Origin of the sequence: Porphyromonas loveana (assembly GCF_003096695.1) — a bacterium.
In the GTDB taxonomy this organism is placed as follows: domain Bacteria; phylum Bacteroidota; class Bacteroidia; order Bacteroidales; family Porphyromonadaceae; genus Porphyromonas; species Porphyromonas loveana.
This window is the reverse complement of record NZ_QEKY01000001.1, coordinates 82,805-102,101: the sequence shown is the minus strand read 5'-3', so window position 1 is coordinate 102,101 and position 19,297 is coordinate 82,805. Positions and strand designations below refer to the sequence as shown.

Annotated in this window: 16 protein-coding genes; 3 read left to right on the top strand and 13 right to left on the bottom strand. The window is 51.6% G+C overall.

What is annotated here, in order from left to right:
- Positions 1 to 139: 139 nt before the first annotated feature.
- The 5 genes from rpmF to C7382_RS00395 all read right to left on the bottom strand — a co-directional run bounded on the left by rpmF (position 140) and on the right by C7382_RS00395 (position 5,073).
- Complete coding sequence (gene rpmF / locus C7382_RS00415) at positions 140 to 325, bottom strand: 50S ribosomal protein L32 (protein WP_116678345.1); 186 nt, start codon at positions 323 to 325, stop codon at positions 140 to 142.
- A gap of 2 nt (positions 326 to 327) precedes the next feature.
- Positions 328 to 882, bottom strand: a complete 555-nt coding sequence (locus C7382_RS00410; protein ID WP_116678344.1) for a YceD family protein — start codon at positions 880 to 882, stop codon at positions 328 to 330.
- A 441-nt stretch (positions 883 to 1,323) separates the two neighbouring features.
- Positions 1,324 to 2,766 carry a fimbria major subunit gene (locus C7382_RS00405; RefSeq protein ID WP_116678343.1) on the bottom strand — a complete coding sequence of 481 codons (1,443 nt, stop codon included), beginning with the start codon at positions 2,764 to 2,766 and terminating at the stop codon, positions 1,324 to 1,326.
- 238 nt (positions 2,767 to 3,004) lie between these two features.
- Positions 3,005 to 4,444 (bottom strand): DUF3868 domain-containing protein, encoded by a 1,440-nt coding sequence (locus C7382_RS00400; protein ID WP_116678342.1) that lies wholly within the window; start codon positions 4,442 to 4,444, stop codon positions 3,005 to 3,007.
- A 35-nt stretch (positions 4,445 to 4,479) separates the two neighbouring features.
- Positions 4,480 to 5,073, bottom strand: a complete 594-nt coding sequence (locus C7382_RS00395; protein WP_116678341.1) for a DUF3575 domain-containing protein — start codon at positions 5,071 to 5,073, stop codon at positions 4,480 to 4,482.
- Between the two features lie 295 nt (positions 5,074 to 5,368).
- Here C7382_RS00395 and C7382_RS00390 point away from each other — a divergent pair, with 295 nt between their 5' ends.
- Positions 5,369 to 5,911, top strand: a complete 543-nt coding sequence (locus C7382_RS00390) for an RNA methyltransferase (RefSeq protein ID WP_116678340.1) — start codon at positions 5,369 to 5,371, stop codon at positions 5,909 to 5,911.
- 102 nt (positions 5,912 to 6,013) lie between these two features.
- On the opposite strand, the gene ispF is transcribed toward C7382_RS00390, so the two are convergent.
- The 5 genes from ispF to C7382_RS00365 all read right to left on the bottom strand — a co-directional run bounded on the left by ispF (position 6,014) and on the right by C7382_RS00365 (position 12,626).
- Complete coding sequence (ispF, locus tag C7382_RS00385) at positions 6,014 to 6,499, bottom strand: 2-C-methyl-D-erythritol 2,4-cyclodiphosphate synthase (RefSeq protein ID WP_165815099.1); 486 nt, start codon at positions 6,497 to 6,499, stop codon at positions 6,014 to 6,016.
- Complete coding sequence (porV, locus tag C7382_RS00380; RefSeq protein WP_116678338.1) at positions 6,499 to 7,674, bottom strand: type IX secretion system outer membrane channel protein PorV; 1,176 nt, start codon at positions 7,672 to 7,674, stop codon at positions 6,499 to 6,501. The genes ispF and porV overlap by 1 nt, the downstream gene beginning before the upstream one ends.
- A gap of 66 nt (positions 7,675 to 7,740) precedes the next feature.
- Positions 7,741 to 11,217, bottom strand: coding sequence for a type IX secretion system sortase PorU (gene porU, locus C7382_RS00375; RefSeq protein ID WP_116678337.1), 3,477 nt, complete (start codon positions 11,215 to 11,217; stop codon positions 7,741 to 7,743).
- A 12-nt stretch (positions 11,218 to 11,229) separates the two neighbouring features.
- Positions 11,230 to 11,895, bottom strand: coding sequence for a fumarylacetoacetate hydrolase family protein (locus tag C7382_RS00370; protein ID WP_116678336.1), 666 nt, complete (start codon positions 11,893 to 11,895; stop codon positions 11,230 to 11,232).
- Between the two features lie 74 nt (positions 11,896 to 11,969).
- Entirely contained in the window at positions 11,970 to 12,626 is a 657-nt protein-coding gene (locus C7382_RS00365) for a redox-sensing transcriptional repressor Rex (protein ID WP_116678335.1), read from the bottom strand.
- A 541-nt stretch (positions 12,627 to 13,167) separates the two neighbouring features.
- On the opposite strand from C7382_RS00365, the gene C7382_RS00360 reads away from it, so the two are divergent.
- Entirely contained in the window at positions 13,168 to 14,841 is a 1,674-nt protein-coding gene (locus tag C7382_RS00360) for a SulP family inorganic anion transporter (RefSeq protein WP_116678334.1), read from the top strand.
- Complete coding sequence (gene dusB, locus C7382_RS00355) at positions 14,838 to 15,827, top strand: tRNA dihydrouridine synthase DusB (RefSeq protein ID WP_116678333.1); 990 nt, start codon at positions 14,838 to 14,840, stop codon at positions 15,825 to 15,827. Before C7382_RS00360 ends, dusB begins: the two co-directional genes overlap by 4 nt.
- Here dusB and C7382_RS00350 read toward each other — a convergent pair.
- The 3 genes from C7382_RS00350 to C7382_RS00345 form a co-directional block, all read right to left on the bottom strand.
- A complete protein-coding gene (locus C7382_RS00350; protein ID WP_116678332.1) occupies positions 15,787 to 16,485 on the bottom strand; it encodes a MarR family winged helix-turn-helix transcriptional regulator in 699 nt (232 codons plus the stop codon). The genes dusB and C7382_RS00350 overlap by 41 nt on opposite strands.
- A 29-nt stretch (positions 16,486 to 16,514) precedes the next feature.
- A complete protein-coding gene (locus tag C7382_RS09980; RefSeq protein WP_207772681.1) occupies positions 16,515 to 16,895 on the bottom strand; it encodes a hypothetical protein in 381 nt (126 codons plus the stop codon).
- A gap of 135 nt (positions 16,896 to 17,030) precedes the next feature.
- Positions 17,031 to 19,268, bottom strand: coding sequence for a DUF5686 family protein (locus tag C7382_RS00345; protein WP_116678331.1), 2,238 nt, complete (start codon positions 19,266 to 19,268; stop codon positions 17,031 to 17,033).
- Between the last annotated feature and the right edge of the window lie 29 nt (positions 19,269 to 19,297).

The following is a 19,297-nucleotide window of genomic DNA, read 5'->3' as shown; positions in this document are numbered from 1 at the left end:
GCCCCCAACCATCCCATCCGTGAAGATTACATTTGGGTGCTAAAGTATAAAAAAAGTCCCAAAGAATGACTCCTCGGGACTCTTTTGCTCTCTTACTGCCACTCGGCGCGGCAGGACGATGATCGAGCGTCGGCAGCCGTTATACGGCTACTTCTTTCTCGATTGCCAACTTGCCTCTGTAATAACCGCATTCGCCACACACGGTGTGGTAGATGTGCCATGCGCCACAGTTGGGACACTTGGCCAGAGTCGGCATAGCGGCCTTGTCATGAGTTCTCCGCTTGGCGGTTCTCGTCTTGGACTGTCTTCTTTTAGGATGTGCCATTTTTATTTGTTTAAATTGTTCTTTTGTTCCAGTAATTGACCGAGCACGTCCCATCTGGCATCGTGGGCTTCCGGGACATCATCCCCCTCGGCCTCTGTGGCATCGACTGCCATGATGTGCCCTATGCGATCCATCATATCAGGATTGCACCCGCCTTCCTCGTGCATACGCTGCATGGGGAGAGCCAGCTCGGAGTATTCGTACAAGAGCGACCCCAGATCCAGCACACCCTCCGCCAGAGGGAGCACCAGCAGGTCGTCGCTCAGCTCTTCATAGCTTTCGCCGAATCGCACTACGAGCTTGACCTCTTCGCTCACGGGTATCTCCACTTCTTCGAGACAACGATCGCAGGCTGTACGTACCACACCATCCAATGTGATGGTGAGATGGAATACATCGCTGCTGCGTTCCAAGTCAACGACTGCGCTTATCGCTCCGCCGACTATATCGTAGCTCTCTGCCTGTGCGAAAAAATCACCATCCAATTCGTATTCGAATCGGTGTCTGCCTTGCGACAGCAACTTCAGATTGAGTTGATATCCTCCGTGTTGTGCCATTTCGCATAAGTGAAAAACTTTGCAAAAGTAAGGTTTTAGAATGAGATTCCAAACAACCGCGTACTTTTTTATACCGCGGAGCGGTGCTCCATTGCCTATCTCCTCTCATCGAGAAGAGACTCTTGTAGTCGTATCATGGGGCAAACCTTCTCTCTGCAAAGGTCAAAAAAGATATTTTTGAGGCCGTAAATCGGTGAAATCACGCGCCGGAATTCGACAAGAACTTGCGCCATTTCTTTTTCGATTTGGCGCATATTTTTCACCGAAGACGCGCCATTTCAAAAGAGAAATGGCGCGTCTTTCTCACTTGAATTGGCGCCACAATCACACGAAAAGTCAGGCGTAAAAAAACAAATGCCCCACCGCCATAACAGGGCGATGGGGCAAGATCGTAAGGGAGGGCAGAGCCGTCTGTAGAAAAAGGAGAGCTCCTCCGACTCACTACAGGTCTACATCCTGTTGGTGTCCGGTCGTCTGATTCACCGTGATGGCAGCGGAGGCGTAGCCGTCTTTCTCCACAGCCTCTGTAGCAGAGACGGCAGGGATAACAGAAGATCCGGGTCCGGTAATACTCTTGACGGTGAGGAGATATTCGTTGTTGCGGATCAGACCAAAGCGTCCGTAGGAGTTTTGATTCGGAGCCTTATCGTCATCGAAGTGACGAATGGGAATGGCGTAATAGTTATGCGACTGATGATAGAAATTGATACCGTGGCTACTAAAGCCTGAGGTGAAGACCAATGCGCCATCTGTCTGCGCCTTCCGGATGCTTTCGGCCAACGCCGCATCGGCAGTAGTAGGTTCGTCCACGAAACCCTTGAACTTTGCAAGGCTCATCTTTCGACCTTGGAATTCGACCCAACCCTCTTTCGGGTTTACTCCTGCTATGCCGTGAGGCACGTACACCGCACGGAGCACCACTCTCGGCACATAGGCCGTGTAGTAGTAGGTGGGAGCGACAGAGACTTCCTTGGCATAGATTGCAGGGCTATTGAGATTGTAGTTTTCTTTTTTCTCTTGCATCTTGGCTGCCACTACGGCACTGGCAAAATGCGAAGCCTTGACATACTTATATACATCTGAGTAAGTCGCACCTGCTGTAAGAGACGCCTCAGCCCAACTGAGCGCGTAACGGTCCTGGGGTAGAGATCCGTCGCCGGCCAACTCATTGGCACCATTGGCCAGCTTGGACAAATGACGCAGAGGATAGATCCTGAGTGGCACCACATCAATAGCGTAGTAGGTGGAGTCGGACTCATAAGTACCACCTTGGACGGTGGGCTTACCAACGACGAGTACGCGTGCGAGACAGGGCTCCACGCGAACTTTCAGGCGGTTCTCATCTGTCAGTTCGGTCTTTTTGTTGACGATTTGAGCAGAGGAGAGGGTGACCAAGCCTTGGTCATTGGCCATGGTGACAGCACGATCCGCATCGGCAGGGGCAGGGGCACCACCATTAGTCATGAGAAGGTAAGAATCCAAGAACCCCTCCGTAGTAGCAAGGATGGAGGCAGTAGGACTGAGAAGTTCGGGAAAAACTTTTGTATAGATATCACCGGCATTGAGCACGACTGCCAAACGGTAGTTTTGTTTGGGTATCTTGAGTTCGAAGGTGAGGCTGCTTGTAGGTTCCATGGTGCGACTAAACAAAAGCCTGGACTCCGTCTCGTGGAAGAAAAGGAAGGTGATGTGACGAACGGATTGCAACGGATCGTGAGCTCTCAGACCTCGAGACGTCTGCTCGTTGGTGCGCAGGTCGATGGACACGTAGCCCGAATCAGCAGGCTGTTCCGGTTCGTCGATGTAGGTGAGTGTGGGGTGGTCGGAGCAAGCAATGCTCAAACACATCAGAGCGAGGCTTGCAAATAATAGCTTTAGCTTCATTATAGTATTGTATTAAATAAGTGGTTGGGATTGCTTTTTAGGGTGCAAAGATGCCCGTTTTTCCGCATTCACAAAGGGTTTTGGCACGAAAAAAACCACAAAATTCACCATCAGCACACAAAAATACCCTTTTGATGCACAAAAAAGCGCAAAAAGACAAGAACAGAACCGCCGAAAGGATATAAAAAAGCTGCCCGAATCCAAGATCCGGGCAGCTTGCAAAAATCAGAATGACCTATTACTTATTACCGAGCAGCAAATCCAAATTCTGCTGAGCATTGGCATCTCCTTCTTGGATAGCTTTCTTAAAGTATGCTTCGGCACGCTGGAAGTCGCCCATGCGAGCATAAGCCGCTCCCAAAATGTTGCTTACGCCCTTCTCACCCTGTAGGGGGCTGAGCAATGCGATCGCCTGCTGTGCATCTCCAGCATTGAATGCAGCCACAGCCAAGTTGATGCGACCGGTTACGCTTGCGGGGAAGTACTTCAGCGTCGTATTCAAAGCGAACAAACGTTCGGGATGACCTTCGGGATAAGACATAGCCACACGGAACATTTCAGCTTCGCTGAGTTCTTGCGGAGCAGTCTTGATGACTCCACGAGCTTCTTCGAGCGTATAATCACGCACGATATAACCCATCGTGATCGAGTTGCGACGGAGATTGGGATAGAACTCGTTAAGCATATACTTATAAGAAGACAACTGCTTCAGAGCCTGCTCACGCAAGTCATCATTGGCATACTGCGTAGAGTTGATGATCTCCATAGCACGGTCGCGATCGGCGATGCCACTCTTGTCCACAGCAGCCTTCAGACCGGCCCAGTCTTCACCGCCAAACTTGGTAGTCACCTTAGGCAGCGAATTGCCGTATTGCTTCTCAAGCACTGTCGCTAGGCTCTTGGCACGACGCTCAGACAGAGACTTATTGTGCGCAATTGAAGCCTCAGGCGAAGCGAAACCTTCGATGATCATCTTATTCACAGAGTAGTTCGCATTGCTTTTTACCGTAGTGATAAAGTCATGCACCTTCTGAAGTTCGGCTCTGTTGTTGCGATAGTCATTGAGCACATCGGCCTTATCAACCTTGAAGTTGATGTATGCATCGAAGTGAGACTCGCGGTGCTTCTCCACCTCCTCGGCAGGAGTTACCTGAGCCAGCACGTATGGAGCCTCGGCGGGGTTGAACAACGGAGTGAACGGGATAGCGTTTTCGCCCAATCCCATGGGGCACTTGGCACAACCTCTCACCTCCTCGCGAACGACCAACTTGGCATTCATCATCCAAGGAGCATAAGGGCACTCTCCGTTTAAGGCAATCCCCTCGCTCTTACCGTTGTGACGACGCATATACTGAGCAGCATTATAGGCTTGCGGCAGTGCAGACTTGAAAGCGATCTCGCGCTTGAGAGCCTTGGTACGGTTGCGCCCTGTGATCACCACAGAAGGAAATTCGACACGGCTCGTACCATCCTCAGAACGAAGAATGGGCGTGAGGATAAGCATTTGGCTAGTATTCAGACTCATATTGGACAGGTCTGCGGCACCTTTGAGGATCACCTTATTACCGACCTTGTCGAGTCCTGCATTATAAGAAATAACTCCTTCGTATGCATTCTGAGCAGCCAACCCGGCGATGGCAGCGAAGAGAGTAATGAGTGTAAGTTTTATTCTTTTCATAAAAGCCTCTTTCTTTTGTGTTTATGAGTTTGAAATCATTTGAACAGATAGATCAGAGAGAGAGTAGCGCGCGTCACTCCGAAGTAATCCGCTTTCTTATCAATTCCTACTTTCAGACCGCAATCTTTGCATTCATACTTGTCATACTCGAAATGGATATAACCGGCACCGATACTTGCTTCCAGATTCCAGTGATTGCCAAGGATCCACTGACGACCAATGCTCACACCGCCACCATAAAACCATCCTTGATAGCGATGATACTTCGCATCGTCGAAATCAGACTTCGGATGGATAGAACCAACTGGTAGAACAGAGATACCGGCTACGTTCATCTGACCGGCATGTCCGTGAACACCAATAAAAGTGCCATTGAACTTCTCACAAAACCAATAACGAAGCTCCGGCTGTGCCAACCAATGCTTCCAGAAGTGATCATTACTGATCTTGAACGGATTCACACCCGCCAACAGGTCAATCGTTACTCTGGGCCCCAGTCCAACCTCTAAGGCCAAGTTGGGAGTGGCTGTTGCATCGTATAGCAAATTGTTCTTAAGAGCTACGCGCTGAGCCGATGCGCCAAACATCGCACTCAATAACAACACCAAGAAAATCAAATTCTTCTTCATACGCTTTAAACTTTGATGTCTAAATAACCTGCATGTTACCCATGCATTCTTATACATTACACTTGACTTCTAACAAATCTAAAAAGTGAATAAGCCACTTTTCAGCACAAAGGTGCACAAAAAATACGGATTAATACACTTATCACCATAATAATCAACAGAAAAACACACCAAACGTACGGAGAAGAATAATGCAACGAGCTGTTGTATCTTTGCAAACAATGATAAAATTATGACAACGGCACCACTCCTCAACTCAGAAAGAATAACAGTTTGTCGCAACTAAAAACAGCCTATGCAAAAGCTAAAAATCACAGAAATGCAACGTCTCGGAACAGAGGAATACATCAAGAGCAAGAAACTTCCTCTCACAATCGTTCTGGACGACGTGCGCAGCATGAATAATGTGGGCTCCATCTTCCGCACAGCTGATGCATTCCGGCTCGAAGGTATCTGTCTATGTGGCATTACTGCACGACCTCCCCATCCTGACATCCACAAGACAGCTTTGGGAGCGGAAGAGAGTGTCCCTTGGCAATATTACCCGAGCACAATGGCTGCCGTAGAGGATCTTTTGTGTCAAGGTTACTCTCTCTGTGCTGTAGAACAAGCCCACGGCAGCATCAGTTTGGAAACATTTCATCCCGAAATAGGCAAGCGCTATGCTCTTATATTGGGCAATGAGGTGAAAGGTGTCCGTCAAAACGTCATCAATATGTGCAACTGCTGTTTGGAGATACCCCAATTCGGCACCAAGCACTCACTCAATGTAAGTGTCACTGCAGGCATCGTCATCTGGCAGATGGTTGCACCCATGCTCTCTTTGCTTCGGCCATAGAATCATTCGCATATAAAAAAGAACGCCTCCGATGGAATTTGTATTCCGTCGGAGGCGCATCATATTTATGCTATCTGTCTCTACAACAGTAAAACTTCGTTTCTACTCCTTGGCTATCAGCAGAGCCACAACATAGGCGGAGATGCCTTCTTCTCTACCTGTGAACCCAAGTCCTTCTGTCGTTGTGGCTTTGATTGACACCTCTGATACTTCCGCTCCCATGACTTCAGCGAGAGTCTGTTGCATAGCAGGGATATGTTCTTTGAGCTTTGGTCGCTCTGCCGCGATAGTAGCATCTACATTACCTAATTCATAGCCCTCTTCTCTCACTAATTCCATCACACGACGGAGCAGAATCTTACTGTCGATCCCTTTATACTGTTCGTCAGACGGCGGGAAATGATAACCTATATCCCGCAAAGCTACTGCCCCGAGCAATGCATCACAAAGCGCATGAATGAGGACATCGGCATCCGAATGGCCTATCAAACCGGACGTATGCTCCAGACGAATGCCTCCCAGCCATAAAGGATAACCCTCGGACAAGCGATGAACATCGAAGCCGAAACCAATACGAAAAGGCTTCATCAGTGGAAGAGATTACGCAGACCATCCATATCGAATGCCAGCGTAAAGCGAAGCGTCTGGTCTAACGGATTGCTCTGGATCGTAGAGAGGAGATAAGAAGCGTCAATACGGAAGATATTCATCTTAAAGCCTGCTCCCGCAGTGAAGTACTGCAGATTACCCTTCGTGGGGTGCAGATAAGAATATCCTGCACGAACGAAGAACTTATCATCATAGCTATACTCGGCACCGAAAGCCCAAGTAATCTCACGAAACTCCTCTTTGATCCCGCCCGGAGCATCGCCAAATGAAGAGAAGATACCGCTGATAGAAGATGTTTCTTGGTACTTCTTGAAAGCAGCATCGTAGGCAGCTTGATCGTTCTGATCCATGATGGGAGGCGTAGGCACGAGCAACTTACTTGCTTCCAGATTGAAGCTAATGCTGTTGTAGTCGTCCACAGGATAGAGCAAACCCGTACCTATATTAAGAGAGGTAGGGATAAAGAGTGTCGTCGCTCCACCGTCATAGGAGATTTTTGTACCGATATTCTTGACATTGAAACCAAACGACCACAAACTCTCTGCATTGCCAAGCACCACGTACTTCTGCAAATAACCTGCGATATCTGCAGCAAAGGCATTACCCGCTTGATTCTCTCCGGTGCTTTGTGTGCTCTGATCCGAACGGATGTAACGCAATGCCACAGCCATAGAGAAGTCCTCCGACAGCTGACGACTATAACCCAAATCAAAAGCAAATTCATTGGGGTGTGCCTCACCCATGGAGTCACCCATTTCGTTGAATGTCTCCAATTTACCCAACGTGAAGTAACGAAGCGAAGCACTAATGGCCTGATTCTCTTCCGTACCCAACTTATAGAATCCTGTCATCTGCATCAAAGCGATGTCATTAACCAGCTTAGAAAGCCAAGGGGTATACGAGAAACTGATACCGGCCTTCGTATCCATAAAAGCATATTTACTCGGATTCCAGTATTGCGAATAGGCATCCGGCGTTGTAGCCACACCGATATCACCCATACCTGCAGCACGAGCATCAGGACTGATATTCATAGAGGGTACAGAAGTATGCACCACATTGAGTTGCTCTTGAGCCATCAAAGAGGTCGGGGCCACGAACAACACTATCGCTATGGGGAGCCATCCGAGTTTCATCAATCTTTTGATAATCATCTTTATTCTTTTCTTTTTGTATTCTTTCGTTTCTGAATTATGTCTCTAACGCTCGGAGGCCGCCGACTATTGCCCTACAACGATCATTTTCTTGGCCTTCGAAGCCGTCTGTCCACCGGACGAACCGACTACACAACGGTATAGATAGAAGCCATTAGGCACCTTCACTCCATAATTAGATGTCATATCCCACTTGATCTCCAGAGGCTCTCCATAGGACGAATTATAGGTATTGGCAGGAAGTGTGCGGATGAGACGACCTGTGAAGTCGTATATCTCGACCGTTACTTCCAGATCGCTCTCCGGACGGTTATGGTAGACTCTGAACGTACCATTGTCCTTTACCGGATTGGGATAGAGGATCACGTCCGCCACATCGGGTGCAATGCCATCTACCACACGGAACGAGAAGTCGTGAACGGTGACGTTGTTGAAGATGTCCCACACAGTGAGGCGAGCTGTATGATCGCCCTCTGCCAATGCAGGCAACATGAAGTGGATCGATCCGAGTCCCGCATCCGTCGCAGAATTGACATAGTATGCATTGAGATTGTAAGTCAAGTCGGCACGTCCGTCTATGCAGAGCGTAATATCATGCCCCACCCCACTACCGGAGATATTGATGCCATTGAGATCGAAAACCTCTGCAACGAGTAGGGGCGTAGCATTGACCACGTCGCCGGATCGGAACGTACTGTCGTTGAGGAAGCAGCTCTTGATTTCGGGAGGAGTCGTATCCTCCAACACTTCGTCCGGTGTGCCGGGTTTGACACTGATGGAGTAGTCCACGCCCATGGCTTCGGTCTTCGTATCCTTGTCGTAGGCATAGAGGTTGATGCGCCCCTCGTTATCTGAGTAGTTCACATCCTTGGGCACGATAAACGAGGTCTCAAACCATCCATCCTTCACCTCTGCGATGCCGGCATACATGACGTTGGGATAATCTTCATACTTCAGAGAGAGGTTGTTTCCCTCCTCTTGCAGAGCCGAGATAGTCTTGCGCCCACCAAAAACCGTCAGATAGACTTGTCCCGAAAACGCCTCTTCCGTCATTCCCGCATCGTCAATTATCTTTCCTTTCAGAGTCACTTTCTCCAATGATTTGAGTGCAATGGAGCCATAGGGACCGCCGGGAGTTTTCCCGTTTATATCCGTCAGCTGTACATGATGGGTTGGCAGCGAGAGACGCACTGCGGGATCACCCATAAGGAAGAAACTGAGTTGGTTGATCGAGTCGGGGAACACAGTGCTGAGCATCGCCTGCTTAGCCGAGCGTATCACCTCTCCCATTGTGCGGAATTGACCATCTTTACCTTTTTCAAACATACGTCTGAGCATGAATCCGTTGATCTTTTCATTCTGCGTATTATAGACCACACGGGTCGTCGTCAGCAATATCGGCGAACCACTCTTCTCATGTAGGAAGACTTCTTCTCCGCCCGAAGTATTTTGGCTGTCGAAATTGGAGAAGTCACAAGTAGCCGTCAGCCACACGGGCATGTGCTTATAATTGAGGTTGTGAATATCGTTGAGCGTGAGTAGGTGTTCGTCTGCCCATCCTGCAGGACCACCGTGACCGGTATAGTTCAGGAGGACCACACCCGACTGGAGCGTCTCGAACATCTTCTTCTTAGCCCCCGGGATGCTATGCAATCCGTTTTCGATCACATGAGGGTAGACATCTTGGAAAACACGTACGGGCATGATGGCCGGTGCATAACGCTTGACGGTATCGATCAGACGTGAACTCTCTACACCATGAGCGTCTCCATTATCTGCCACGAAGCACGAGCGGATGCGCCATGCGCCACTCTCTCTATCTTCTACGTAGCGGATGGTTTTGTCGACAGCTATACGAGCCTCGGCCAGCGTGCGCACAGGGAAACGCCCCACGGCCATATTGTAATTGCGCCAACCGATATTGACAGAAGCCGGTTGGTCGTCCAGCAAGCCGAAGTAGTCGTCCGTCACGTAACTGCTCACGTTGGTGGAATTGACCGCTTGGAACGTCAGCAGGAATTCAATCCCCTGCAAGTAAGGCTTCTGCCAGGCCAAAGAGACCTTCCTATTGTCGTGCGAGCCGTCTCCGAAGAGCAGCATCTGCATCGGGAAGGTCTGTCCCGCAGAAGCTGTTGCCTTCCATCTGTCGTAGAACATCTTGGCAAACAAGCGATAGGCCGTAGCATCGGGCGTACCACCGGAGAATTCATTGAAAATCAATTCCTGCCACACGACTAACACCTTCAGCCCATCCCGCTCGCGGTGATAAGCCGCCAGACGCTCGGCCTCAGACATGAGAGCCAGTGTGGAGACGATGATAAGATCGGGGATCTCCTCGCCGTGCAAATTCTGATTGGGCACTGCTCCGACAATCTCAGGACGAGCCGCCTGAGCGAGATCGACAGCGTAGAACTGATTGACGGTTCTTCGGTCTCCTTCTATCGGAGGAGCCGTAAAGGTGATCGCCTTGTCGCCTGCTGACTGCGTGCGCACGATCGAGGTCGTCAACGACGAATTGGCATGCAGAACCACCAACGACTCAGGCACTCCGCTTATCACATAACGATACACATCACCCGCCATCGTGTTCAAATTCGAGAACCGACGGATGCTCATCGGCGCACCGTCGTACCGGAGATCGTTCTGTGTGGAGATCTCTATAAAGTCCAGATTGACGGCATCGCCCGTCATACTATAGTTCACATCCAGTCGCAGTTCATTAGCCAAGCCCGTGAGCGGCGTGCTATGATAGAGCCGGCGCTTTTTCCCCGCCAGATAACCATTGTTCACCTCACCGGCAGTCATCGAAAACGGATCCGTGAAAACCAAAATACCGTTGGCCATGAGCGACATCTCGCGTCCGCCTCCGGCCGATTTGCTCTTGCCAATATAGGCGAAGACTGTACCGAGATTGCCCGATGAACGCACGTTACCTCTGAGAGGAAACTTAATCGTACGGGTGCTGACACCGGAGAAAGATTCTCCATAAAGATCGCGTCCCGACTCCTTGGGAGAGTAGAGCTCTTGCTCATGAAGCTGCAAGTCGTCATAGTAATCCACGTCTCCTACGGGTACACCCCCGCCCCCGCTGTAGTCGGACATCTGGAGCGGTGCTCCCGCGGCATCGGACAGGAAATAGTAGCCGTAGCTGCTATAGGTGTTGACCGTATGCTCCATCACTTTCTGTTGGGGGTTGTAGAACCATGTATTAGGCCCCACGGCATAGAAGTAGATGGCATTGCCGCTACGCAGCACAGGCACCGGCGGCATATCGTCTGCCGCTATACGGCTCAGATCTTCGGGCAACACCCCGCCACCGTAGCCGTACACCCCCACTTTGGACGGATCGCTGAAGCCATTGGCTCGCAACTCATCGTCTGTCAGGCGGTATAGTCCGCTGTTCTGCACTCTGATCTTGACCCAGCGCCCCGACGCCATGAGAGAGCGCGTAGCAGTCTCGCCCCGCGGCCGCTGAGCCGACAAGGATAGCCCGGAAGAGAGGGCAAAGAGAATTAGAGCTATGAAAGAAAGTATTCTTTTCATCTGAAAAATAGCTTATTTGATGGAAATATCAAGCAGCTTGCGACCCTCCAAGAAGGCCTCCAAATGCTGCCCTATGGCGATAGGCCCCACCCCCGCAGGCGTACCTGTGAAGAGAATGTCTCCCATTCGGAGCATAAAGAAACGACTGGCATACGCCACGAGACGATCCACCGAGTGCAGCATGTCTCGCGTATTGCCCGACTGAACAGTGTGTCCGTCCACATCGAGTCGGAAGTCCAGTTCCTGAACATCGTGCTGCAACGTCTCCTTCTTCACCCACTGCCCCACGGCTGCCGCATTGTCGAAAGCCTTGGCCGTCGTCCACGGAAGGCCCTCGGCCTTGGCACGACGCTGCAAGTCACGAGCCGTAAAGTCGATGCCTACGGACACTTCGCTATAGTAGCGGTGGGCAAAACGCTCGGCAATGCACTTGCCCACGCGGTCGATGCGCACCACCAACTCGGTCTCGTAGTGAATCTCATCGGAGAAGTCCGGATAGAAGAAAGGGTAGCCTTCACGCAATAGCGTGTCCCCCTTGAGGAAGAACACGGGTTCAGGCTCTGCATCAATCCGCCTGCCCGCCCTGTCGGCAGCAGCCGGACTGAGGGGCAAAAGATCCGCACGCTGCATTTCGCTCACGTGCGCACTATAGTTCATGCCGACAGCAATTATCTTCATCGTTCATGTATAAGAGCGGCTCATCGCTGTGAGAAGAGTGACCCAATAAGGCCTCCGCTTCCTGCGCGCACCACTCAGGGTAACGACTTCATCCGATTGAACATCACAGCCAGATGGGCATACATGGACGTATTCTGTACGACCACACCCTCGGGAGCACTGATACGCCACGGAGTAAAGTTCCAAATAGCCTTAATGCCGGCCGCGATCATCTCGTCGGCGACCGACTGTGCCGATCGAATCGGAACGGCCAAGATACCTATTTCCACTTGCTCGCGGGCACAGATATCTGCAGCTTGGCTATTATGATAAACGGGAATACCATTGATATTAGTGTTCACACGCTCAGTATCCACATCGAAGCCCGCCACTATTTCCAGTCCGAAGTGGATCAGACCTGAGTCCTGCAACAGGGCTGCACCCAAGCTACCCACCCCGAAGAGACAGGCTCTGTGTAGGTGTGTGAAGCCCAGAAAATTGTTGAGCACCGCCACCATATCCGCCACACGATAGCCTACACGCGTGCGCCCGTCCACCGACACATAGGAGAGATCCTTGGCGACAAGGGAAGGGTCCACCCCGACGGCTTGAGCGATCCGCGTAGAAGAGACCGACTCGCATCCGTCTGCATGGAGCAGCTGGACGTAAGACAGGTACCAAGGCAGACGCCTCAGTGTGGGTTCGGGCACCCTTGGGGATGATGCAGAAGACTCGTTCGCAGTCGTTTTCATTCTGTTCTTAGCAGATTATTTGACTACAAATATATGTAATCACAGTCTAAGACCTATTATATAATAGGTATGTATATTCCTGAAAACAGGTATTGGCTCTCCGCTCTCACTCATCCACGATAGCGTGTATGCCACGCAACGAAGCTGAAGTAGGCTCCATCATCACGTATCACCCTTTGAAGGAACAAGTCCATTCCTGCAGAAAAGAGTGCAGAGACAGCACCAATCTACCCCCCCTCTGGGCAGATTGTCGAAAAAACTCGCGCCAAAAGGAAAATATTTTCGCGCCATTTCTGAAAAATTTATGCGCCAAATCGAAAAAGTTTTGGCGCAAGTTTGTCCAAGGATCTGGCGCCATATTCTGTGAGTTTTTGGCCTGCTATTTCAGGAAAGATATTCCACTGCTCTCCAAACGTCGCAGCGGCGTAAAAATGGTGACACTCCTTTATTCTTCTCAGTGTCGTTATGGGATTTGTCCGATTGGCTCAATCAGTAAATATCTACCTTTGCAGCAAATTTCGACTCTGACAACCTTGTTTTTATGAACGAATCGTTTTTCAGACCCAAGCTTTTTGATGCCATACGCGGATACAACCGCGAACGTTTCATGGCAGACCTTATGGCCGGTATCATTGTCGGCATCGTCGCTCTACCGCTCGCCATCGCTTTCGGTATAGCCAGTGGAGTGTCACCGGAGACCGGTCTCGTGACAGCCATTATCGGCGGCTTCATCGTATCATTCCTGGGAGGCTCGTCAGTCCAGATCGGAGGCCCCACGGGCGCTTTCATCGTCATCGTCTATGGCATCATCCATAAGTACGGCATCGATGGCCTCATCATCGCCACCTTTATTGCGGGTGTTCTACTCCTCGTGATGGGTTTGCTGCGACTGGGGACGCTCATCAAGTTTATCCCCTACCCCATAGTCGTGGGATTCACGGCGGGGATCGCCCTCACGATCTTCTCCACGCAGATGAACGACCTGTTCGGTCTTGGCATTACGGATATGCCGGGCGACTTCATCAGTAAGTGGTGGACTTACTTCACGCACTTCTCTTCGGTCAACTTCTGGGCGTTGGGCATGGGACTGCTCAGCATCGGCATCATTATATATAGTCCGCGACTCACGCACAAGATCCCCGGCTCACTCATCGCCATCGTCCTAATGACGGTGACAGCCTATCTACTGAGGATGCAGGGCATAGGTGCATTCGAGACCATTGGCGACCGCTTCACGATCTCGGCACAGCTCCCCAAGCCTGTGGGTGTAGAGCTCAATCTGGAGACTATCCGGCTACTATTTCCCTCTGCTTTCACCATAGCATTGCTCGGTGCGATCGAGTCGCTCCTCTCGGCCAGCGTGGCTGATGGTGTGATCAGCGAGAAGCACAACAGCAATACAGAGCTGATAGCGCAGGGGGCAGCCAACATCGTGGTGCCTTTCTTCGGCGGTATTCCCGTGACCGGAGCCATCGCCCGCACAATGACGAACATTAACAACGGTGGTCGCACCCCCATCGCCGGCATCGTGCACGCCGTTGTACTACTCCTCATACTTCTCTTCCTCGGCCCGCTCACGGCTTACATCCCGATGGCATGCCTCGCCGGCGTGCTCATCATGGTCTCCTACAATATGAGCGGTTGGCGCTCTGTTATCAATATTGGTAAAGGACCGCGCAGCGACAGCCTCGTCATGCTGGTGACTTTCCTGCTGACGGTCATTCTCGACCTCACCATCGCCATCGAAATAGGACTCCTCTTGGCCATGCTTCTCTTCATGAAACGCGTCACGGAGAGCACACGGATCACCGTGTCCAAAGGGAAGCTTGACCTCACCCGTGCGGGAGAGATAGCCCACCACGACGAGGTGCTGGACATCCCTGAGGGTGTGGAGGTATATGAAATCGAGGGACCGTTCTTTTTCGGTATCGCCAATCGGTTCGAAGAGACGATGGCAACGATCGGCGACAGGCCCCGAGTGCGTATCATCCGGATGCGTCGCGTGCCCTTCATGGACTCAACCGGTCTGCACAACTTGGGCAACCTGATACGAATGAGCCGCCGAGAAGGCACCGATATTGTCCTCTCGGGTGTCCGTGAACAGGTCCGCGAAGAGTTGACTCAGGCGGGTATTGTCGAGCTATTGGGCGAGAAGAATGTTTGCGCCGACATCCAGTTAGCTCTGCAACAGGCACATCTGATCACGAAAAAATGAGGATAGGCGCGATCGATCTTGGCACGGAGCCGTTGCTGTTGGCGCCGATGGAGGATGTGACGGACGTGGCTTTCCGTCTCATGTGCAAACAGTTCGGTGCCGATCTGGTCTATTCCGAGTTTCTCAGTGCCGATGCTCTCATCCGTCAGGTGGCCGGCACCTTCCGCAAAATGGTGATAGACGAAGCCGAGCGTCCCATGGCCGTGCAGATATACGGACGCGATGTGGCTTCCATGGTGGAGGCAGCACGCGTGTGCGAAGCGGCGGGGCCGAACCTCATCGACCTCAACTTCGGATGCCCCGTCAAGCGTGTCGCGGGCAAAGGTGCGGGCAGTGGCATGCTGCGCAACGTACCGCTCATGATAGAAATAACGAGGGAGGTGGTACGGGCTGTAAGCCTTCCCGTAACGGTAAAGACCCGATTGGGCTGGGATAATGACAGCAAGATCATCGTCGATCTGGCCGAACAACTACAGGATTGTGGTATCGCCGCGCTGACCATCCACGGTCGCACCCGCGCCCAAATGTACACGGGCACGGCTGACTGGACGCTCATCGGTGCCGTGAAAAATAACCCCCGCATGCATATACCCATCATCGGGAACGGAGACATCACCACACCACAAGAAGCGCGAAGAGCCTTCGATGAGTACGGAGTCGATGCCGTCATGGTGGGAAGAGCCTCCATAGGACAGCCCTGGATATTCGAGGAAATGAAGCACTTCCTCCACACGGGAGAGACGCTTCCACAGCGTCCGTTCTCTTACTATATGGAGATACTCCGCCGCCAGACGCTCAACAACATCAAAAAGCTGGACGAGCGGCGAGGCATCTTGCACACACGCAGACACATCGCCGCGAGTCCTATTTTCAAAGGTATCCCCAATTTCAAACCCACACGTGTGGCCATGCTCCGCGCGACGACACAGACGGAGCTATTCGCCATCATGGACGACGTGGAAAAGATGATGGCTGCACCTCAGTAAGTTTCAGGTTGCGAGCTTCGGTATGGAGCTCACGCAGATCGACATCGTGCTTATCGGTGAAGATTTCATTGTGCCGTTCGCACAGTAGCCACAGCAGATGATCGAAGGCGATGAGCTGCTCGTCTGACAAAGCCGAGACAAGCGTATCGGCACAGAGACGCAGATTGGGGAATAGATTAAGCAGCACCTTGCGCCCCTCCGGCGTGATGGAGACGCGCATACTGCGACGATCCTCTTCGTCTGGTCGCTGCTGGATCAGATTGGCCTTGAGCAAGCGGCGCATCACTTCTGCACCGGATGTTTTCTCCATGGCATTGAGATTGTTCAGCTCTGTCTTCGTCATGCTCTCACCCCCCATCAGACAAACCAAATAGGTGTATTCGTCCTCGGTTTGCAAAGGAGAGTCTGCCAATGCCTTCTTGATGTAGAAGCGCGAATAGCGATGCAGCAGACTGATGCCACGCGCCGTATCCTTGGCTGAGGCAGCACGTCGTTGCTCCACAGTCACCCGTTCTTCTTCCTGTTTTTTCTTCTCGCTCCGCCAGAGCAGAAAGTCGGCAAAGTCCTTGATGTCCGGCTCGTAGCGTGCACCTTCGTGTACGCTTTCGAAAGCGTCGAGATAGTCGATAAGCTCGATAAGCAGTTTCTTATGCTTCATATACTTAGTCCTGACAATAATAGATCCTCTTAGGATGTAACCTTTAGCAATGCTGTAAAATTACATTTTTCCGCACAACCAAAAATCCATTCCACCGGAATAGCATCGAGAATGCATGATAATCTTGGCATTGCCTGACTGCGATGGGCAAGAGGAAGACGGAGGTTCACCCTTACAAGTCCGCACGGCATGATATACATTCCATCCATCAAAGAATAGTCATGATACATCAGTCCGAAGAAATGAGGACACGATGTAAAAAAGTATGCAGATGTGTTATTTTCTCCAACCTGTGCAGATGGTCGAAAAAACTTGCGCCAAAAAGAAAATTTTTTCGCGCCATTTCGGAAAAATTCATGCGCCAAATCGAAAAACTTTTGGCGCGAGTTGCTCCGAATTTCCGGCGCCATATTCTCCGGATTTTCAGCCCATAAATTCGACGAATACGCTCCACTGCTCTCAATTTGCAGCGGCATGTTAAAAAAGGTGATACACCTTTCGTCTTTTCTATGTAGTCGGGAGAGGATGTAGCCTTATTTGACGGACTACATATTGAACGTGAAACGAATGGCCAAGCCACGCTCGTAAAAGAAGTTGTATCCGCCGAAGAAGATGCCGGCTTGCATGAGCGTGCCGATGCTCTGTGAGTAACCCACTTCCAAATACGGCTTACGAGAAACCATGTCCCAGCGTGACTTGAAGTGCAGGGTTTCGTCATTGGTCTTCAAAAAGGAAAAGGGAAGGAAATTGACGAGCAGCCGAGATGTGCGGTAGCTGGTCTGCAGAATCAGATGCTTCTGCGCCGTAGCCGTATAGGGGGGCAGCGTCTGGAAAGCGGCTTCCATGCTATCGCCAAATCGCCAGAAGGCGTTGCTCCCTTTAAGGAAGAAGTATTCGCTCGGATAGATCACCTCTCTGCTAAGATAGCCTCCCATGTTCAGCTGATAATAGAACGACGAGGCGGTGGAGAGAATGAGTCGCTGCTGCACACTCAGATCAAGGTGATGGAAGCGCGCATCCTCTTTCCGTCCCATCCCGAAGGCTCCCCGATAGGATAGGGCTATGAGCGGTGCATACACGCCTTCACCTGTCCGCTGGAGGAAGCCGTCGACCGAATAGCGATAAAATGGACGGGGGTTGAAAGTGGCTTTGGCCCGGAACTCCAGCAAACGATGCGGCGGGACAATGCGGGGGATGTCGGGATCGGAGTTGCTTATATTCAAGATGTCCGTAATGCTCCCGCCGAAGAGTCCCCACGTTTCGCCGTGCGGTAGCGGATTGCGATCGGAAAGCATCAGACTCAGCTCGGCCGTGAGCTTCGGATACAGGTCGAAGCTGTTAGTGAGGCGCACGAATAAATCATCATAGCGAGTCGTGGGGCCTTGCCCGTCGAGCAGGTTCATCATCAAATCGGTCAGCCGATCGATCTTGTCGCGCGTGCTATAGAGATCGAAAGAGCGATGCCCTGCCGACAGTTCCAAGAGGCCTCTGCGCGAGGGTGCATAGTGAAGTTTGCTATCCAGCGTCCAGACGGCTTTGCGGCGCTTCGTAACATAATACAGGCCGGGCTTCAATTCCCAGCGGTAACCGGGAGCAAAGTCATAGATAGCCGTAACGGCCTGTCCCAACCATAGGTGGTCGGCATAATTGTAATAGAACTGTGACCAGACGAGACCTTCGTTGCCAAGTCGCCAACGGTCGTTCAAGCGGTATTTATGTCCCCAGAACAGAGCTTTATGCCAAGGCACGTGCTGGCTAAGTTTTTGGTCTCGGGTGACAACAACGTGCTTCCAGAACGTGGAGCTGTCTTGCACTCCAAAGGCACCACGATCGGCCCGAATAGCAGCCACCGGCAGCTCGTCCGAGAGACGATACTGGCTGCTGTCGGGACGGAAACGAGAGGGAATAGATGCCAGATCGACCCGTTCGCCGGTATAATCCATCGTGGCCGAATAGCTGTTACGGAGCGAAGCGAAAAGAGTATTGTGCCCGACAAGAACTGAGACATGTGCGGGAAGAGGGAGGCCGGGCTCCACCTCTTCCAGTCGGACGCGGTAGGTCTCGTTTACGACCCCTTTCATCATCACGGTGATTTCGAGGTCGGTGAGTATCGCTCGCGACGCATCAATCGTCATCCGTCCATGCGCCAAGCCACTCAAAGAACGGAAGCGGATCAGACGATATTCGGATCCGTCAGCTTCGAATAAGCTGTCCAGTTGATAATAATAGAATGCTTCGGCTCCTTGACGGAGGGGATTGGGGAAGGTTTGGCGCCCGCCAAAGTCGAAATCTGATGCATAGATATTCTGTCCCATAAGGGCAAAGGCAGCAAGATCATCGGGCTTGTCGCGCTGTGGCACATCGGAACGGAAAGAGACAATGCCACGACGATACGCTCCGGAAACAGAGTCGTATCGGCCATACACTTCGGCATGCATGGACAAAGTATCAGGAGAGAGATAGCGCCGCCAAGGGATGCCTCCGTGGCGAAAACCGCGAGCCATGGGGAGAACACGCGACGCCCACGAACGGCCGTTCACCTCAGCCCGCCAACTGCGCCCCTCTGCCATACGGTAGAGGTGCGGCGCCATGACGGATATGAGTCGGACGCTTGCTAATGCGATGGAGTCGGATGTTGCCCGATTGAGGAAGGGATTACTATTGTCCGAATACTTGTTCCGTTCCTCTTCCGTCCCTCCCGAATGCAAAGTCTGTCCCTCTGCTCGGAGCGAAGACCCGAGCAGCAAAAGTGTCAAGAGCCAAAAACAAAACTTTTGCTTCATCTACACAGGGACACAGGTGCATGCCATTC